General features: G+C 63.4%; 16 protein-coding genes. 5 read left to right on the plus strand and 11 right to left on the minus strand.

The genetic code is table 11. The features are described from left to right. Positions 1 to 54 precede the first annotated feature (54 nt). Complete coding sequence (locus FJ977_RS33095) at positions 55 to 1,074, minus strand: alcohol dehydrogenase catalytic domain-containing protein (protein WP_246683390.1); 1,020 nt, start codon at positions 1,072 to 1,074, stop codon at positions 55 to 57. Between the two features lie 12 nt (positions 1,075 to 1,086). Further along, positions 1,087 to 2,016 carry a choline ABC transporter substrate-binding protein gene (gene choX, locus FJ977_RS33100; RefSeq protein WP_140776618.1) on the minus strand — a complete coding sequence of 310 codons (930 nt, stop codon included), beginning with the start codon at positions 2,014 to 2,016 and terminating at the stop codon, positions 1,087 to 1,089. Positions 2,017 to 2,098: 82 nt separating this feature from the next. On the opposite strand from choX, the gene betI reads away from it, so the two are divergent. Further along, complete coding sequence (gene betI, locus FJ977_RS33105) at positions 2,099 to 2,755, plus strand: transcriptional regulator BetI (RefSeq protein WP_181180145.1); 657 nt, start codon at positions 2,099 to 2,101, stop codon at positions 2,753 to 2,755. A gap of 46 nt (positions 2,756 to 2,801) precedes the next feature. Here betI and FJ977_RS36725 read toward each other — a convergent pair whose 3' ends face one another. Genes FJ977_RS36725 through FJ977_RS36025 form a run of 3 tightly spaced genes read right to left on the minus strand, consistent with a single transcriptional unit; the run spans position 2,802 to position 5,086 of the window. Beyond that, a complete protein-coding gene (locus FJ977_RS36725) occupies positions 2,802 to 3,473 on the minus strand; it encodes a DapH/DapD/GlmU-related protein (protein WP_140776621.1) in 672 nt (223 codons plus the stop codon). Next, positions 3,470 to 4,876, minus strand: coding sequence for a hypothetical protein (locus FJ977_RS33115; RefSeq protein ID WP_140776623.1), 1,407 nt, complete (start codon positions 4,874 to 4,876; stop codon positions 3,470 to 3,472). Before FJ977_RS33115 ends, FJ977_RS36725 begins: the two co-directional genes overlap by 4 nt. 39 nt (positions 4,877 to 4,915) lie before the next feature. Next, entirely contained in the window at positions 4,916 to 5,086 is a 171-nt protein-coding gene (locus FJ977_RS36025; protein ID WP_181180146.1) for a hypothetical protein, read from the minus strand. Between FJ977_RS36025 and FJ977_RS33120 the strand changes: the two genes are divergently transcribed. After that, complete coding sequence (locus FJ977_RS33120; protein ID WP_140776625.1) at positions 5,076 to 5,789, plus strand: hypothetical protein; 714 nt, start codon at positions 5,076 to 5,078, stop codon at positions 5,787 to 5,789. The genes FJ977_RS36025 and FJ977_RS33120 overlap by 11 nt on opposite strands. 40 nt (positions 5,790 to 5,829) lie before the next feature. Here FJ977_RS33120 and FJ977_RS33125 read toward each other — a convergent pair whose 3' ends face one another. From FJ977_RS33125 to FJ977_RS33140, 4 genes are read right to left on the minus strand one after another with little or no spacing between them, the layout of a single operon-like run. Then, positions 5,830 to 6,711 (minus strand): HlyD family secretion protein, encoded by an 882-nt coding sequence (locus tag FJ977_RS33125; RefSeq protein ID WP_140776627.1) that lies wholly within the window; start codon positions 6,709 to 6,711, stop codon positions 5,830 to 5,832. Beyond that, positions 6,708 to 6,917 (minus strand): DUF1656 domain-containing protein, encoded by a 210-nt coding sequence (locus tag FJ977_RS33130; protein WP_140776629.1) that lies wholly within the window; start codon positions 6,915 to 6,917, stop codon positions 6,708 to 6,710. The genes FJ977_RS33125 and FJ977_RS33130 overlap by 4 nt, the downstream gene beginning before the upstream one ends. A gap of 7 nt (positions 6,918 to 6,924) precedes the next feature. Next, positions 6,925 to 8,970 carry an FUSC family protein gene (locus FJ977_RS33135; protein ID WP_140776630.1) on the minus strand — a complete coding sequence of 682 codons (2,046 nt, stop codon included), beginning with the start codon at positions 8,968 to 8,970 and terminating at the stop codon, positions 6,925 to 6,927. A 57-nt stretch (positions 8,971 to 9,027) separates the two neighbouring features. Then, positions 9,028 to 10,377, minus strand: a complete 1,350-nt coding sequence (locus FJ977_RS33140) for an MFS transporter (RefSeq protein ID WP_140776632.1) — start codon at positions 10,375 to 10,377, stop codon at positions 9,028 to 9,030. 137 nt (positions 10,378 to 10,514) lie between these two features. Between FJ977_RS33140 and FJ977_RS33145 the strand changes: the two genes are divergently transcribed. Then, positions 10,515 to 10,967, plus strand: coding sequence for a MarR family transcriptional regulator (locus FJ977_RS33145; RefSeq protein ID WP_140776635.1), 453 nt, complete (start codon positions 10,515 to 10,517; stop codon positions 10,965 to 10,967). Between the two features lie 115 nt (positions 10,968 to 11,082). On the opposite strand, the gene recQ is transcribed toward FJ977_RS33145, so the two are convergent. Beyond that, positions 11,083 to 12,915, minus strand: a complete 1,833-nt coding sequence (gene recQ / locus FJ977_RS33150; protein ID WP_140776637.1) for a DNA helicase RecQ — start codon at positions 12,913 to 12,915, stop codon at positions 11,083 to 11,085. Beyond that, on the minus strand, positions 12,912 to 14,558 hold the full coding sequence (locus FJ977_RS36485) for a sulfotransferase (protein WP_246683391.1): 1,647 nt from the start codon (positions 14,556 to 14,558) through the stop codon (positions 12,912 to 12,914). The genes recQ and FJ977_RS36485 overlap by 4 nt, the downstream gene beginning before the upstream one ends. Before the next feature lie 171 nt (positions 14,559 to 14,729). Here FJ977_RS36485 and FJ977_RS33160 point away from each other — a divergent pair, with 171 nt between their 5' ends. Next, positions 14,730 to 16,151: a coniferyl aldehyde dehydrogenase gene (locus FJ977_RS33160; RefSeq protein WP_140776639.1), complete on the plus strand. Its 1,422-nt coding sequence runs from the start codon at positions 14,730 to 14,732 to the stop codon at positions 16,149 to 16,151. A 183-nt stretch (positions 16,152 to 16,334) separates the two neighbouring features. After that, positions 16,335 to 17,363, plus strand: coding sequence for a glycosyltransferase family 9 protein (locus tag FJ977_RS33165; RefSeq protein ID WP_140776641.1), 1,029 nt, complete (start codon positions 16,335 to 16,337; stop codon positions 17,361 to 17,363). Positions 17,364 to 17,693: the final 330 nt, after the last annotated feature.

A 17,693-nucleotide genomic window follows, 5' to 3' on the forward strand; every position in this document is an offset into this window, starting at 1 on the left:
GTGGCGTATCCGGGCAATGCGTATCCCGCCAATACGGCTCGGTCGACGGCATCGTCAGGCACCGGCACCAAAGACAATCGCCTGCCGTCCTTCGGCGGTGCCCGCTTTCAACCGGCGCAGCGCGCTGGTCACGTCTGCGAGCGAGACGCGCTCGACCTGAGCCTCGAACGGCAGCGCCTCGTGCAGTTGCATCAGTTCACGCATCTGCGCGCGCGTGCCCACGCTGGTGCCGGTTATCCAGACACCGGTGGCGGTGAGCCATTCCTGGCTGAGGGGTACCGGTTGCGAGACCATGGCCGCGGCGATGATCCTGCCGCGCGGACGGATGGCCGCGGTCATCGCATCCCAGCTCGCCGGTGTCGGCGCAAAATTGATGCAGACATGGGCACGCAGCTTCGCCGGCCAATCACCGGCCAGACGAGGCGAGGCAAGAAGCGTGTGTTCGGCGCCAAGTGACGCCGCGAGGCGGAGCTTGGCCTCATCCGTGTCGACGGCGATGACCACAGCACCGAGCCGCCGGGCGATCTGGATCGCATACAGGCCCAGGCCGCCGCAGCCGAATACGGCACAGACCTCGCCGGCAACGATCCCTGCCCGCTTCAGCGCCCCGAAAGCGGTCAGGCCCGCGCACATCAACGGCGCCAGCATGGCCGCATCGCCTCGGTCCGGCACGCGCGCGGCGAAACGCGCATCGGCCACGACATATTCGGCAAAAGTGCCCGCGACATCGAAGCCATGGGCGCGCTGGTGCTGGCAGAAGGATTCCATGTCGGCGTGGCATTCATCGCAGCAGCCGCAGGTGTCATGCAGCCAGGCGACGCCCGCCCGCTCGCCAATGTTCCAGCCCGTGACGTCGGCGCCAACCTGCACCACCCTGCCTATGCCCTCATGGCCAAGAATCGCCGCCGCTTGCCCCGAAGCCGGCCGCAGATGCCCTTGCCACACATGCACATCGGTATGGCATATGCCGCTGGCCTCCAGACGGACCAGTATTTCTCCGGGACCCGGTTCCGGCCGCGGCACGCTGATGATGCGCAACGGCTGGCCGGCGTGTTCCAGCACGGCTGCAAGCATGCTTTGCGTCATCTAAAGGCCGAGAGCGCTTTTCACGGCCGGCAAGGCCGGCTGACCGTCAAGGGTCGAGACGCCGTCCAGCCATTTCGCCAGCTTGTCGGGATTGCGCTTGATCATCTCGCGAGCGGCTTCGTCGGCGGATTTGCCATCCCCCAGGATCATCCGCATGCCATGGTTCTCATAGTCGAGATCGAATGCCAGATTGGCGAACAGCCTGGCGGCGTTGGGGCACTGCGCCGAAAATCCCTTACGAGCGATGGTGCGCACCGTGGCGCCGCCGAAATTCGGTCCAAACTCGACGTCCCCTCCCGACAAATAGGTGATCTTGTAGTCGAGGTTCATCGGATGCGGTTCCCAGCCAAGGAAGACGACCCAGCCCTTGTCGGCCACGGAATTGGCGACCTGCGTCAGCATCGCTGCCTCGCTGGACTCGATAATCTGCCAATCGCCCAGCCCGTGCCGATTGGCGGCCACCATGTCGAGCAGCGGCTTGTTCGAGCCTGCCTCGATTCCGTAGATCTTGCGGCCGAACTGGTCGGCATGGGAAGCAAGATCATCGAAGCTTTTGATCCCCTGGTCCGCGACATATTGCGGTACGGCCAGCGTGTATTTGGCGCCCTCCAGGTTCACGCCCAGCACTTCGACCGATCCCTCGTCGAAGTAGGACTTGTATTCCTCGTCCTGGACCGGCCGCCAATTGCCCAGGAAGACGTCCATGTCGTTCTCCTTCAGCGCTGAGTAGGCGACCCCCAGGCCGAGCAGCGTTTGAGAGGCGTCATATCCCAAGGCATCGAGGATGACCTCGGCGGTGGTGTTGGTCAGGGCGATGTCGGTCCAGCCCAGATCCGCCATGCGGACCTTCCGACATTGTGATGCGTCGGCGGCCATGACCGGCGAGGCGACGAGTGCTGAAAGCAAGGCCAGAACGAGTGTCGTGCGCATTGTGGCTCCCCATTTTTCTTCGTGAGACGAATTGCCCGCCAACGCTATGACCTCTGCATTATATGTCAATATAGAATCTTGTATGAGCATACAAAAATCTTCTTTGCTAGAAAGAGCAATGGCGACTCAGGGCAAGCGAACGAAAATCGAGGACATACGGCGCGTCGAGCTGATTGCCGCCGCCCGCCGCGTATTCCTCGAGCATGGGTTGCAAGGCATGACCTCGGCCCGCATATGCCGCGAAGCCGGCATGTCGCCGGGCATCCTTGCCTATTATTTCAAGGGTAAGGACGAGGTTCTGTTCGGCATGGTGCGCTACAACAATCGCCTGCTGATGGAAGACGTCATAGCGCGACTGGGGGCGGCGCGGACCGGTTGGGCACGGTTGGAAGCGATCGTTGAAGGAAACTTTCCCGCCTCGGCGTTCACCCGCCCCATCGCCAATGCGTGGCTGTCAGTCTGTGCCGAGGCGGGCGTAAATCCGCAATATGCCCGGCTCCAGCGGCTGTTTTACCGCCGATTGCGCTCAAACCTGGCTTCGGTGTTTGCAGGGATGTTCGATGCGACACGCCTTCGCGAGGCGAGTTTTGTCATCGCTGCCCTGATCGATGGACTTTGGCTACGCAAGGCAGCCGCCGACGATGTCGGGCGCGACGAAGCCATAACGCTGGTGTTCAGAGCGATCCGGTCGCTGCTGAGCAATGGGGAGGAGCAGCTGCTGCGCCACCCGACGGTTTGAAGGGCACATAGCTCCCAGCCTCTCCGCCATTTTCATCCGTCTCTTGTCACACTGCGGATGCCGGGGTTCCGCGCACGGTCACGCCGGGCTGGACGCTGCGCGTGACCACCGAGGCGGCGCCCACCGTTGCGCCGGCACCAATTTCCACACCGGGCATCAATTGGACGGCGCTGCCGATACGGGCACCCTGCCGAACGATAACGGGACCATCAGGTGTCCTCCCGTTGGGACTGAACGTGGTGGCCAGCGCGACGACGTAGGGCCCGATGGCGCAGTCGCTTTCGATAATGGTCCCTGCCGGAAATCCGCAAAACCCCTGAATTCTCGTGTTTTCTCCGATGACGCACTTGCTCCCCACCGTACAGGAGAAACCAACGCTGGTTCTTTCCCCGAGACGCGCGCCTTCGCGGATCAGGGTATGGTCACCGATATAGGCGTCGGGGCCGGTTATCGCCCCGGAGCAGACGATGGCGTAGGCGCCAACAATGGTTCTCTCGCCTATATCGGTCGGCTGCTGAACTGTTGGCTGGGCAACCGAACCGGGATTGGAATGGCTTGGCCTGCCTATTATGGCGCCATGCTCGATACGGGCCCCGCGGCCCAATCGTGTTCCGGGATAGAGGACGACATAGGCGCCTATGTAGACGTCGTCCGCGATTTGAACATCGTCCGCGCACATAAGGTAGGGCGCGCGATCGGACTTCTTCAACTCGTTCATTCTGTCGGCCTTCGATAGTGCTTGCGTATCAGGCGCTTTATCTTCGCAATGACGACGCGACGATTGATCTGGGACATGTGGATTTTCACGCCCGGTTCATCCCAGGTGTTTTCGGACAACTGGCCCTGATCAGCCTTGAGGTCCCGGTCGACTTTCGCCGCCATCCGGCGCCGAAATTCGTTTCGCTCTTCGCCTGCTGTCGGGATGTTGAGCTCCCTCGTCAGTTGCTCGATCGTGCGGCGGTATTGTTCGTTCTCGCCGCGAAGCCGGCTAACTTCATCCTCGGCTCTTTTGGCACGCTCGGCCACCGGTCCAAATGCTATCCGGGCGGACAGCAACTTGGATTCAGACCTCCAGTTCGACGCCACCAATCTCGACAGCTCAAGCTTCGGCGTGGTCCGGCTTGCCGTCGGCTTTGCCAGATCCGAACACAGATCGATCATCTGCTGGGCATGGATTCGAGCGTGGTGATGCATCATGACCAGTTTCCGATTCGCCATTCCCATGAGGGGATCATAGGCACCTAGATCGGTGACCAATTGTGAGGGCTCAAAGGGGCGCGACAAAGCGAGCCCCGCGAACGCGTCGGCCTCCATCGTCTCATAGACCTGTGGGGTTACCCAGCCGTCCATCCCAAAGACGTCGTACACATAGGCGGGCCGGCCGCAGGACATGGCATCCAGGATCGCCCGGGCCTTCCCCACGACGATATCGGCCTCCGCGATGGCTTGGACGATGTCGGCCGAATTGGTGCCGGCAGGGCTGCCGACCTGCATGAACTCGACCCCGGCGCCACTCCACGCGTCGACCAGGAAGCGCTTTGCTTCGCCTTGCAGATAATTCCCCAGCAAAAGCGCTTTCTTCGGCTGTTTGCGGGCTGCGCCACGGGGCGCCAGCCTGTCCACATCGATCGGTTGGCGAAAGCGAACAATCCGGTGCTTCGTGGCCAGGGCGCGAAGCCGATCTTCAAATCGCTCGCTCATGACAACAACCGCGCCGACCACGCCAGGAACAGCCGGAGGCGTCTGCAATTCGAAAAGCGGACTGTGGCAGATAAAAGCGTGAGGAACCTCTGGCCACCTGGCCGACATCTCATAGGCGACAACGCCGTCCTGGCTGAGCACGACATCGGGCGTTGGCAGCTCGAGATCCGTTGCAATCCTGATCGCGCGATCCCTGGCCACCTGAGCCATCTTCCCAGGTGCCTTCACATAGATCGTGATGTCGTGGCCAAGCTTCAGGAACTGTTCGGCAATCGTTATTGCATAGGTCTCACTGCCGCCGACATCATCGAACTGATAGGTTCCTAGAACTATTCTCACAGATGGATCCTGGCACAATTTTTCGGCAGCGAGCGAAGCCAGTCGGCACTGCAGCCCGCCGGCAAACGATCTCACGACCATGGCAATTCGAGTCGGCGAGGGAGGATATATCCGTGATCGTCATATCAGCCCCCTTTCAAAGCCAGCATGACGTATTTTGGCAAAGCATGTCAAAACCGGAGTCGTCTCCGCGCCGTGAGCCGTGACCGCTATTCCCTGGCCAATGCCGGCGGAATGCGACACAAAACGCGGCAGGCGGAACAAATGAGGACGCAGCACCTTGCGGAACATCGATTTCAGCTCCTGGCAGAGCCTGCTTGCCACCCTTATCGGCCTGGCGCTGTTCACGCTGATCAGCATCGGCATTCGCTTGCTGATGATGTTCACCATTCAGCAGCGCCGCGAACGCACGAACCGCCAGATCAACGAGCGGCTGCGTACCTTGATTGCCGCCTACAAGACGCTTGGCGGATCGTTCACCGGCAACCTCGCTGTCGATCCAGCCCATCTGCGCGACTTTCGCGAGCGGCCTGCCGTCGAAAGCGACACGGTCGTCGACCTCGGTGGCGAACGCGTCTCGGGATCGGAACGGGGGCGACGCATCCGCGACGCGGTCGAGGCATGCCTGTCGGACATCCTGCTGCTCGGCACCGAAGAGCAGGTCCGGCTGGCCGAGCACGCCATCCGGGAGATGGTGGCCGGGCGTCCCGTGCACACGCACGACCTAGTGGTTTCGCTACGCAACTTCATTCGCGAGGCCCTCGATCTGGCCCCGATCCCGGCCGATCTCACGATCCCGCAACAAGGTCCGGCAAGGCCATCGGCCTCGACCGCGCGCGGCAAGAACGAGCGTGGCAATGACACGTCAGGCGGTGGGAAAGGTGGTAGCGGTGGCATGGGCGGTGGCGGCATGGGCGGCGGTTCCGGCGGTGGTGGCGGCATCGCAACCGACGATCCGTCCGATGACCATCCCGCGTCGGGCCACCACCCCTAAGAGCCACCGTTCAAGCGCCGCGCCGCGCGAAACGGACGCCTCACTGCGCCGTAGCGCGATCGATGGTCACCGTTGCGGAGGTCCCGGCAACCAGCCTTGCCTTCGTGGCCGCGTCGCTGTCGAGCACGATATGCACGGGAACGCGCTGCGCGAGCCGCACCCAGGTGAAGGTCGGATTGATGTCGGCCAGCAGCGTGCCCGAGCTGCGTTCGCGGTCCGCGATTCCCGCGGCGATGCTTGCGACATGGCCGGACAGGGAGTTTGGCCATCCCATCAGCCTGATGGATGCCTTGGCGCCGATCCTGATGCGCGGAAGTTTCGTCTCCTCGAAATAGCCCTCGATGCGCATCGTGTCGGTGTCGACGAGCGCCATGGTGGCCGTGCCGGGGGCGACATAGTCTCCCGGGCGAAGGCTGAGATTGGTGATGATGCCATTCACCGGCGCCCGGACTTCGGAACGGTCCAGATTGAGCTGCGCCAGGTCGCGCGACGCGCTGGCCTGCAGGCTTTCCGATTCCGCCTCGGCGACCGTCGACCGCGCTTCCTCGATCTGCTGGATGCTGACCGCCGAAGCGGTCAGGCGCTGAAGGCGGTCGAGATTTCTCTTGGCCTGGTCGAGCGTTGCCTGCTTCCCCTCCACCATCGCCTGCGCCTGCGTGAGCGCCACGGCGAAGCGCTGGCGGTCGACCTGGAAAAGAGCATCGCCCTTCTTCACCGCCTGGTTGTCCTTGACCATGACCTCGGCCACCAGGCCCGACACGTCAGGTGTGACGCCGACGACGTCGGCGCGGACATGCGCATCACGCGTCCATGGGGCATTCATGTTGTCGTCCCACAGCTTCCAGGCGACGGCGCCAGCGACGGCAACGACTGTAGCGGTGACGAGGATCCTGCCGGTAAGGCGCAGAAAGCGGTACTTCATGACAACAGCCGATTTGAAAGCGAGGACAACGCCCCGAGGATGAGGATGTAGAGCGCGAAATTGAAGAGCGCCCTGTGCCAGACGAAGGAATAGAGCCCCGTCCACGACAGCACTTGCCAGACCATCCGCGCCACGACGAAGGCCGCCAGCATCAGGACAAGAAGACCCGGCAGATAGACGCCGGCTATGCTGATATCGCTTTGCATGATCGATCTACTCCGCCACCAGCAGCATGGGCTCCGGCATTGTCGAATAGATCGGTGGCGCGGCGTTCCGGTACAGCGCCCGTCGCACCCCGACCAGCGCGTCCGCCGACCGCCGCGCCGGCGTGGCCTGACGGCCCGCGACCGTGGCGAGGGCGCGATCGATGCGCGCCAGCAGCCGCGGCGGCGCGGTGACGGCAGCGCCGAGGCGCAGACGCTCCTTGAACAACTCGGCGACGGCCGACAGGACGGTGCCGACCTCGCGCCTCTCGTCGGGCGTGAGACGGTTGCGCATCCGCTGCAGTTCCACGATGTTCAGGCCGAGCCTGATTTCCGCATAGCCATCGATCGTCGACAGCGCCTTGTTCTCCGTTCCCGCGAGCCTGGGCACGAGCTGGCCGAGACGATCGAGCATGCGGCCGGCGAGCCGGCGCTGGTCCTCGACGCGGTCGCCGGCGGCGAGTTGGGCAAGATCCGACCAGCCGGCATGCACCAGTCGCCGGGCTGCGATCTCTCCGCCGAACGGCCGCAGCACCAGTGTCCACACCAGCGCGAAGCCCACACCCGCCAGGGCGGCGAGGCCGCCACCGGCGAACGAAACGAAATCGGCGGAAAACCGGTCGCTAAGGGCGATGAAGGATGCGGTGTTCACGGTGAGCAGCATCGCCAGCATGCTGAGCTGAGGCCTGGGAATGAGCGTGCCGAGCACTAGGAAAGGCGGCGCCAGCACGAGAACCAGCAAGGGGAAGCTTTGAACCATCGGCAGGATGGCGAACTGGTAGAGGGCGGTGACCGCCAGGCTGAGCGTGCACCAGACGAACATCGACAGGAGAAGCGGCGCCGGCCGATCGGCGGCGGCGAAAAACGAACTGCCGACCGCCACCATGAGCACGAAGCCGGCGCCTTCCGCCCAGCCCGAATAAATCCACAGAGCACTTGCCGCCAGCACGGCGAGGATCACGGAACCGGCATAGAAGAACAACATGCCGTAGTCGTGATGGCGGGTGCGCGAGAAGGTGCGGCGACGGCGGAAGGCGAGCCTCTCGCCCCGGGAATCGCCTGTCGCAATCTGCTTTTTCAGCACCAGGCAGTCGTGCCAGGCGTCGACGATCTCCCTAAGCCTGGCCAAGGCGCTGTCAAGGATGAGGCTGTCCCAATCGACCGCGTGCGCGGGCGGCCGCAAATCGGCAATACGGGATCGGAATAGAACGGCGCGGTCCGGACCGTCCACCGCCTGGAGCCAGGTTCCGACATCACCGAGCAGGGTGAAGAACTCCTCGTGGATCGCCCGGTCCTGCGACTTCAGGCCATGGATGCGATCATCGAGCGACGACAACAGCGGAAGCAGCAACATCAGCCGTCCGCGCAATTGTCGCGCCTGTCGCGTGACGCCGCGCGTGTGGGCATCGTATCCGAGCTGGCTGATGAGGATGTCGAGCCCTGAAATGTCCGATGCCAGCTTCTGCCGGGCCTGCAAGGTTACCCCAAGCGCGCCCTCGCCGCGCAGGATCTCGCCCGCCCATGCCGCGGCATCGCCAAGCCAGTTGGAAATGCGCGAGGACAAGAGCGAAGACAGCCCTATCGGGAACAGCAATTGCGCGACCACGCTGGCGCAAACGATGCCAAGGATGATCTCCTGGCTGCGGGCCGAGGCGATATCGAAGATCGTCTGGGGCGCATCGACCGCCGGCAGCGCGATCAGCGGAAGCGAATAGCCGGCCAGCATGAAGACATAGCTGCGCGGCGTGCGGTCCAGCATCGAAATATAAAGCAGCCCGCCAGTCCACAACGCCACGACCATGCTCAACAGCAGAGGCGAATTGACGAACATCGGCAAGAAAAGGACGGACGCCGACGCGCCGATCAGTGTGCCGAGCGCGCGATAGAGCCCCTTGGAGGAGGTCGCGCCGGCAAGCGGATTGGCCACGACGTAGACGGCGGCCATGGCCCAGTAAGGGCGCGGCAGGTCGAACGACAGCGCGATATAGAGCGCCAGCATCGAGGCGATGAACGCCTTGATCGAAAACAGCCAGTCTTGCCAGGAAGGGAGCGTCATTGTGCTTCAGCTCTTTGGCCCGCTCCTCCCAGGCGGGGTCCGGAAAGCTCCTTGAACCTAATTGTTGATGTCGACATCCTTCGTCTCATTCCCGATCAACAAGGCAATCAGGGTGAGCACCGCCATGGCCGACAGATAAACGCCGACCCAGAAAGGTCCGCCTCCGAAGCTCCAGAGGGCTACCGCGATGAATGGCGCCACGGCCGCGCCGAGGATCGAGGATACATTGTAGGAGATGCCCGAGCCGGTGTAGCGAACATTGGCTGGAAACAGCTCGGGCAGCAGCGCTCCCATCGGGCCGAAGGTCATGCCCATCAGGCTGAAGCCGATGATGAGCCACGCCATGACGCCAACGGTACCGGCATGAAGCATCGGCACCCACAGCAGGCCGAAAGCCACGATCGCCAGGGTGATCCAGATCAGCGTGCGGCGGCGGCCCCAGCGGTCGGCCCACGGGCCGGAAACCATGGTGAAGACGCCGAAGAAGACAACGCCGATGATCATCATCAGCACGAAGGTCGTGTAGCTGTAGCCGAGGCCCGGCACCGCCGCCGAGGGCGCCGCGCGGCCATAGCTCAACGAAAACGTCGTCATCAGGTAGAACAGCACATAGGTGGCGAGCATGTAGAATGTGCCGAGTATGAGCTCTTTCGAATGCGTCCTGACCGCCGAAGCCAGCGGGAGCTTTCTGACCTGGCCCGTGCGCACCGTATTGTCGAATGCGGCGCTCTCGACCAGGTTGAGGCGGACCCACAGACCGATGGCCACCATGACCACCGAAAACAGGAACGGGATGCGCCATCCCCACGAAAGGAACGCCATCGACGGCCGCGAAGGGTCGTCCGAGGGCATCGCTGCGGCAATGATCAGGAACAGGCCGTTGGCGATAATGAAGCCGATCGGCGCGCCGAGCTGCGGGAAAGTGCCGTAGACCCCGCGCTTTCCCTTCGGCGCGTTCTCCGTCGCCACCAGTGCGGCACCGCTCCACTCTCCGCCGAGCGCAAAACCCTGAGCGAGGCGCAACACCACCAGCAGGGCCGGCGCCAGCCATCCGGCGCTCGAGTAGGTTGGGAGCAGGCCGATCAGGAATGTCGCCAGCCCCATGGTGAGCAGCGCGCCAACCAGCGTGATCTTGCGGCCGCGCCGGTCGCCCAGATGGCCGAAGAAGATCGCGCCGAGCGGGCGCGCAATCATCGCCGCGCCGAACACCGCAAAGGAAGCGAGAAGCGCCGTCGTGTCGTTGCCGGCCGGGAAGAACAGGTGAGGAAACACCAGCACGGCAGCCGTGGCGTAGACATAGAAGTCGTAGAATTCGATCGTGGTGCCTATCAGGCTCGCCAGGATAACGCGCGAACGCGGATTTGCGGGAGTGGAAGCTGAGGGCACTGTGCTGAAAGCAACGGACATCGGAAACACCTAAAAGGGCCGGCGAACGCCGATCCCTCACACTGAGAACGGATACCTGGCGGACAGATGGAAGGATCGGCTTCGTCATCTCGCTGGTATCAATTGCATTCAAATAGATTGTATGCGAACGATTGGCAATGGAAAATGAACGATCCAGAAGCCGCGAAACGATCGGCCAGGTGATAACCAATGTTGCGCGCCTTTGGCGTCGCACCGCCAACGAGCGATTGGATCGTTACGGACTTTCACATGCCGTGGCCATGCCGCTGCTGGCATTGTGGCAACTGGGCGGTGAGGCCCGCCAGGGAGCGGTCGCGGAACAGGCCGGCCTCGAAGGGCCTTCGCTGGTGCGTCTCGTCGATCTCCTGGTGGCCGAAGGCCTGATCACAAGGCGTGAGGATCCCAGCGACCGCAGGGCCAAGATACTGTCCTTGACCAAGGACGGTGAGGCGCGGATGAGTTCGATCAACACGGTGCTGGCCGAGCTCCGCCACGAACTGGTCTCTCTCATTGGCGACGACGAGCTCGAGACCGCCTCGGCGGTGCTGCGGCAAATCCAGGCCGAACTCGCCACCAGGCTCGGGAGCTGAGTTGCAAACGCCGGCCTTGCCGGCACTCGCCGCCAGGCCGATCGTCTTCCAGGTCCCGGCGAATGAAATCTGCCCCGTAGGCTGCCGCCTGGCGCGCCGCCGGAAACTGTCAGCGTCACGCCGCTGACAGATGCGCCGCGATCGCGCCCAGGAATATCTCGCCGAACTCCTTGAGCTTCGCCCCTCCCACACCGTTCACTTCGGCGAAAGCGTCGAGGTCGCGCGGGCAGCGCTCGGCCATGTCGATCAGCGTGCGGTCGGAGAACACCACATAGGCCGGCACCTGGCGCTCCTTGGCCAGCCGCAGCCGTAGGGATTTGAGCATGGCCAGCAGCGAAGCATCGATGCCTTCGGCATTCATGGCCGAACCGTCGACCGCTCGCATCTTGCGCAAGGCGCGGCCGCGCACCTCGACGCGATAGTGGAACGGGACCTCGCCACGGCCGAGCGCGCGACCCTTATCGGCGATGGCGAGGCCGCCATGACCACTCGGATCCGGCTCCAGGAAGCCGCCGGCGACGAGCTGCCGGATCAGCGACTGCCAGAAATCCTTCTTGTGCGCCACCCCGCCGCCGAAGCTGGCCAGCCTCTCATGGCCCCTGGCCAGCACCTTTTCGGTCTCATGGCCGAGCAGGATGTCGATGACATGGGCGGCGCCGAAGCGCTCGCCGCTCTGGGCGACGGCCGCCAGGATGATGCGCGCCTCGGCAGCGCCATCGGCGCGCGGCACCTGGTCGAGGCAGTTGTCGCAATTGCCGCAGGGCTCGGCTTCCTCGCCGAAATAGCCGAGCAGCACCTGACGCCGGCACTGCGCCGTCTCGCAATAGCCGATCAGCGTATCGAGCCGGCGATGCGCGCGCTTCTTGTGCTCGGTGGACGCGTCCTCGTCGTCGATGAACAGCCGTCGCATGCGGATGTCACCAAGGCCGTAAAGCATGTGCGCCTCGGCCTTGCGCCCATCACGGCCGGCGCGGCCGATCTCCTGGTAATACGCCTCCAGGCTGCCCGGCATGTCGGTGTGGAAGACATAGGCGACGTCGGGCTTGTCGATGCCCATGCCGAAGGCGATGGTCGCCACCATGACGACGCCGGACAGTGTCATGAAAGCGTTTTGATTGGCCTCGCGCGCCTCCTTGCTCATGCCTGCATGATAGGCGAGTGCGGTGACGCCGTTCTTCTCGAGGAAGGCCGCCATCTCCTCCGTCTTCTTGCGCGACAGGCAGTAGACGATGCCGCTCTTGCCGGCGTGACGCTCGATGAAACGCAGCAATTGTCGTTTGCTGTCCTGCTTGGATTCGATCGCCAGCTTGATGTTGGGCCGGTCGAAACCCAGCACCAGCGTTTCGACCCGCTCGGCGAACAGCCGCGCCTCGATGTCGCTGCGCGTGCTCTCGTCCGCCGTCGCCGTCACCGCGATGATCGGCACGTTGGGGAAGATGTGCCGCAGCCGCGACAGGTCCTCATACTCGGGCCGGAACGCCGGTCCCCATTGCGAGATGCAATGCGCCTCGTCGATGGCGATTAGGCTGACGTCGAGCCTCGATAGCGCCTCGAGCATGCGCTCGGTCATCAGCCGCTCCGGCGCCAGATAGAGCAGCCGCGTCTGGCCGGACGCCACGCGGCGCCAGGCCGCGACATTGGCTTCGCGATCGAGCGAGGAATTGATCGTATCGGCGCCAACGCCCGCCAGCCGCAAGGCGGCGACCTGATCCTGCATCAGCGCCACCAGTGGCGAAATGACGAGGGTGAGCCCGCCCATGACCAGCGCCGGTACCTGGTAGCAAAGCGATTTGCCCGCACCTGTCGGCATGACGGCAAGCACATGGCGCCCGCCGAGCAGCGCATCCATGACATCGGCCTGGCCGGGGCGGAAATCGTCGAAACCGAACACGTCCTTCAGCACGCGCCGCTTGCGATCCTCGGCCAGGATGCCGGTTGCCTGCGTCATTCAGCCGATTCCGTCGTCAATATGCCGGCCGAATTGTCATAGCCGAACTCCCGGCAGAAGCTGTCCACGCGCTCGAGAAACGACGGCGGCAGGCCGCGCAGATAGGTCCTGAACGCTTCATTGCGCTCCCATTTTCTCAGCGAGGTGGACCTGATGGGATGGTTTGCATCGCGACTGAAGAGCGTAGCCGGCGCCAAGCCGAAGGATCGGGCAATCCTCGCCTGCACGATGTCCGGTTCGGCGATCAGGTCCTCATAGCGCAAATAGGTGATGTCTCTCTCCGGCTGGACCTGTCGCAGCCGCATCAAACCATCATACTCAGCCTCCCAACGCTCCATGGTCACGTGAAAGGGCCGCAGATCGACGGTCTCCGGGTGAGAGCTGGTCAGCACGTCGAAAGGATGCCGCACGCAATAGATCAGGCCGACCGAGGCGGGCAAATCCTCGAGATCCCTATAGCTCACGAAAGTGCGTTTTACGACCAGGTTGGCTTGGTAGCGATCCAGTTCGATCAGTGTCTGGTAAGGCGCTTCGCTGGGATGGACATAGATATCCTCGAAACAGCCCATCAGATCGAGGCTGAGCGTGGTGCCGCTGCGCGCGCAGCCGGCGATGAAAATTCTATTTTGGGATCTTATTGCCGAAGGCAGCATTGGCACTTTCTGTCGAAGGTGCCAGAAAAGCCGCCTTGCAAGGCGGCGTAACGCCGCGATCGGCTTTCGGGGCGCCGCGGCTGACACCTCGGAAAAGCCAAGCTCGGCCAGGGCGATTCCGCTTTCTCCGGCGACCGCATAGAGCAGCCAGGTCTGATTATCCTGCTCAAAAATGGCCGGATCGCGTAGCGCATTTTCCCTGCCCGGGGCCAGACCGATCCGACTGGGGCGGATCGGCAAGTCGGCCCCTTCGAACTCCGTCAGCGGCCGCAACACTTCGCTGTCGCCTCGCACGGTCCAATCCCGCCAATCCTCGGCGAGATCGATTGTGCCGTAAAGGATCCGTTCCGGCGCGTCGCCCCGACGCGTGTAATAGACGCGCAGCCAGCGGCCGGATTTCTGCAGTGCGACATGCCGTGGGGCGAGGTCCTGCCGCATGGCAGGCAGCACGACCGGACCGCGTTCGAAATCCGAAATGCCGTTTCTCGATCGGTAGACGGTGATCGTTCCCGTTCCAAGCAAACCGTACCACCAGCCATCGTAACGGAAGATGCGCGCGTAGAACGGCCCGAGCGGCTCGGAAAGCGGAGTGAAACCAAGCCCGTCGACGGATGTCGCGGCGAAGGTAATCTGGCCTTCGCCGGATTCTGCCGGGCCGTGAAAATACATCACGAAATGGCGAAGCTTCTGGTCGATGTGAATATCGGGCGAGGCGATATGCCCGACGATGAATGGACATTGATCGAGAGACAGCACACCGCCGGGGTGGATGCGCCAAGGCCCATGCAGCGAATCGGAGTAGGCGAGGCGGATATAGGTCCCCGTGTGGTCGGCGAAGTAGAGATAGTAGGCACCAAGCCGACCGGGCACCCAGTCAGGCATGCTGATAAGCGACGGCCCGTTGATGTTGACCCCGTCATCGCCGGGCAGCATGTCCGGCGTAATGACGGGTCCGTGTCGCATGGCGGTGACACGAATTTGCGGAATCATGCGCCACGCGCCCTTGTCGGAGATTTCAGCTTGCCGCATTCGATACAACGGCATGGATGCAAACGGAAGGTCAAACAGCCATGTGAGCCTCGCCTGTCCTTGCGGCATGTGCTCCTAGCTGGATTCAGGCTGGCCCTGATGTAAGCTGGGCAGGAGCAAGGAGCGCGCGCAATGCTGCAGGTGAGACAGGACGTTCTCGGCGAGCGGTTCGGCTTGCAGCGCGCCGCTTTCGAGAAACAGCCCTTCCCGGACCTGGGCGTGCGGAAGGATCGCCTGAAGCGCCTGCTGGCGCTGACCGAGCGGCACGAAGCCGACATTTGCGCCGCGATCAACGCTGATTTCGGCAGCCGCTCGACTCACGAGACCCGGCTCGCCGAATTGTTTGTCGTGCGTGCCGGCATCCGTCACGCGCTGTCTCACCTGAAAGGCTGGATGCGGGAGCGTCGCGTCGCCACCACCTTGCCGTTCCTGCCGGGCAACAATCGCCTCGTGCCGCAGCCGCTCGGCGTCGTTGGCATAGTCTCGCCATGGAACTACCCCTTCCAGCTCGCCGTCGCGCCGGTCACGGCAGCGCTTGCCGCCGGCAATCGCGTGCTGGTCAAGCCGTCCGAACTGACGCCGGCTTTCTCGGAGTTGTTGGCCGGATTGGCCGCCGAGCATTTTTCACCCGACGAGTTGAGCGTCATCACCGGCGATGCGGAGATGGGCAAGGCCTTCGTGTCGATGCCGTTCGATCATCTGCTGTTCACCGGCTCGACCGCGGTCGGTCGCCAGGTCGCGATCGCCGCTGCCGCCAACCTGACCCCGGTGACGCTCGAGCTCGGTGGCAAGTCGCCGGCGATCTTCGATCCCTCCTGCGATCTCGATGCGGCAACAGCCAGCATTGCCTATGGCAAGCTGCTCAATGCCGGTCAGACCTGCATCGCGCCGGACTACCTGCTGGTGCCCAAGGGGCAGGCAGGCACGGTCACGGCCAAGCTGGCAGCCGCGATGGCGCGGCTCTACCCCACGCTGCGCGACAACCCCGACTACACCGCCATCATCAGCGACCGGCACTTCCAGCGCCTGCGCGCCATGATCGCGGAAGCCCGCGATGCCGGCGCCGCCATCACCGAAATCAACCCGGCCGGCGAAGACCTCGCCACGACAAGCCGGAAATTCGTGCCGACCCTGGTCAGCAATGCCGGCCCGGATCTGCGGCTGATGCGCGAGGAGATTTTCGGTCCGGTGCTGCCGATCGTCGAATACGCCACGGTCGACGAGGCGATCAGCCATGTGAACCAAGCCGATCGGCCGCTGGCGCTCTACTGGTTCGGCAATGACAGCGCCAACCGCCAACGCATCCTTCGCGAGACAGTCGCCGGCGGTGTCACCATCAACGACTGCATGTTGCATCTGGTGCAGGAGAACCAGCCCTTCGGCGGCGTCGGCGCCAGCGGCATGGGGGCCTATCACGGCCATTGGGGCTTCCGCACCTTCAGCAAGGAGAAGCCGGTTTTCCTGCAGTCGCGGCTGAGCGCCGGCGCCCTGCTGCGCGCGCCCTATGGCAAGACGTTCGAGCGGCTTTTCGGCCTGCTCAGGCATATCACCTGACCAATCTCGCCGCTTCCATGACGGATTGGTAGGGCGAACGGCGGCAATACCAGCCAACACGGCCCTATTATTACGTTTGACGCATATTCCCTCTGGATTCAGCCGGGATTTGCTGTCTTTCTGCAAAGTCGTTTCCGAAACTTGTCTCCCTCTCCAAATCACACCTGACGGACTCGCCTGGTCATGGATTTGCCCGCGCCGCTGTTGATTTTTTATGTCCGCAACGACGCCCTCGGAGATGGGCTGCTGAGGATACCAGCCTTGCGGGCGGCAAGAACGGCCTTTCCGCGAAGCCATATCGTCTATGGCTGCCAGGGTAAGTCTTCGCTCACGGGCATGTTGCGCAAGCATGCCACTCCCCTCGTCGACGACTTCAGGATGAAGCCGCTCTCCGACATTCTCGCTGAATTCGCACAGCCGGGCAGACAGAAGACGGTCGTCGACTTCCGCACAGGCGTCCCCGGACTGATGGTGACCGGATTGCAACTTCTCGGCCGCGGTGTTCACTACGAGCCCAATTTCGCCGGCTATCTCCTGTCGCTGCGCCGGGGCACCAGATGGACCTTGCGGCCCGAACACAATGCCTGGCGCTATCACCGGCTGATCGAGCGCCTCGCCGGCCGACACCTGCCATTCGACCACAGGCTCGATGTTCCGCAGTCCGCCCGGACCATGGCGCGCCGGCTCGTCGGCGCGGACAACCGTCCGCTGGTCCTGCTTGGCGGCAACGCCAGGAGCAACAAGTTCATGAGCGAGGACCAGATATCAGCCATTTCAGGCAATCTCATCGATGCCGGCTACCACGTGCTGTATCTGGTGACACCCGGTGACGGACCGACGCCGCAGGCCCTGGTAGCCAGGGAGAGCCGTCTCTCGGTGGTTGGTCCGGAACTTGGGCTCGATGTCGAAGCGTTCGGCGACCTCCTGCTGGCGCTTGGCGAGATGGCTGCCGTCTATGTCGGCATGGAAGGCGGCCTTGGACACCTGTTCGCCACGGTCATGACGCCGACGGTGATCGTCAACAACGGCGCCAATCTGGAGCGGTGGCGGCCGCTGTCGAACATGGTCGAGGTGGTGACGGCGCCGAGACGCGGACGAAGGGCTAACGTCGCCGACGCACCGGTCGAAGCCATTCTCGAGGCCACGCATCGCTTGCTTGCCGCCAGCCGTCGCGACCACCCGGCGCCGGCATTAAGTTTATCTTCACTATGATCCGGCAGGTTTCCAATCCTGCGGTGATGTTCTTGAGTACCGCGGCGCCACTGGCGCCCAGGCAACAAACCCGCGCCTTGTCCGAGGCGCGGGTTCCCTATCGAGGAGCCGGTTGGCCGGCAACGGCAGGTTCCTGCCCACGATGTGACCTTCCATCATCGGCTGTCGGGCGGCGCGTGGGTCGGCGATTCTCCTCCGACGGCGGAACACGTTTCATCCGCCGACGGCCGACCGTTTGCCTGGGCACGACCAAGCTTTGCCGGACAATACGCGGCGCATGCGCCGCAGCCTCCACGGCGGGCAGCAGCCCGGCCGGTTGAAATCGTGCAG

Source organism: Mesorhizobium sp. B2-1-3A (assembly GCF_006442655.1).
Classification (GTDB): domain Bacteria; phylum Pseudomonadota; class Alphaproteobacteria; order Rhizobiales; family Rhizobiaceae; genus Mesorhizobium.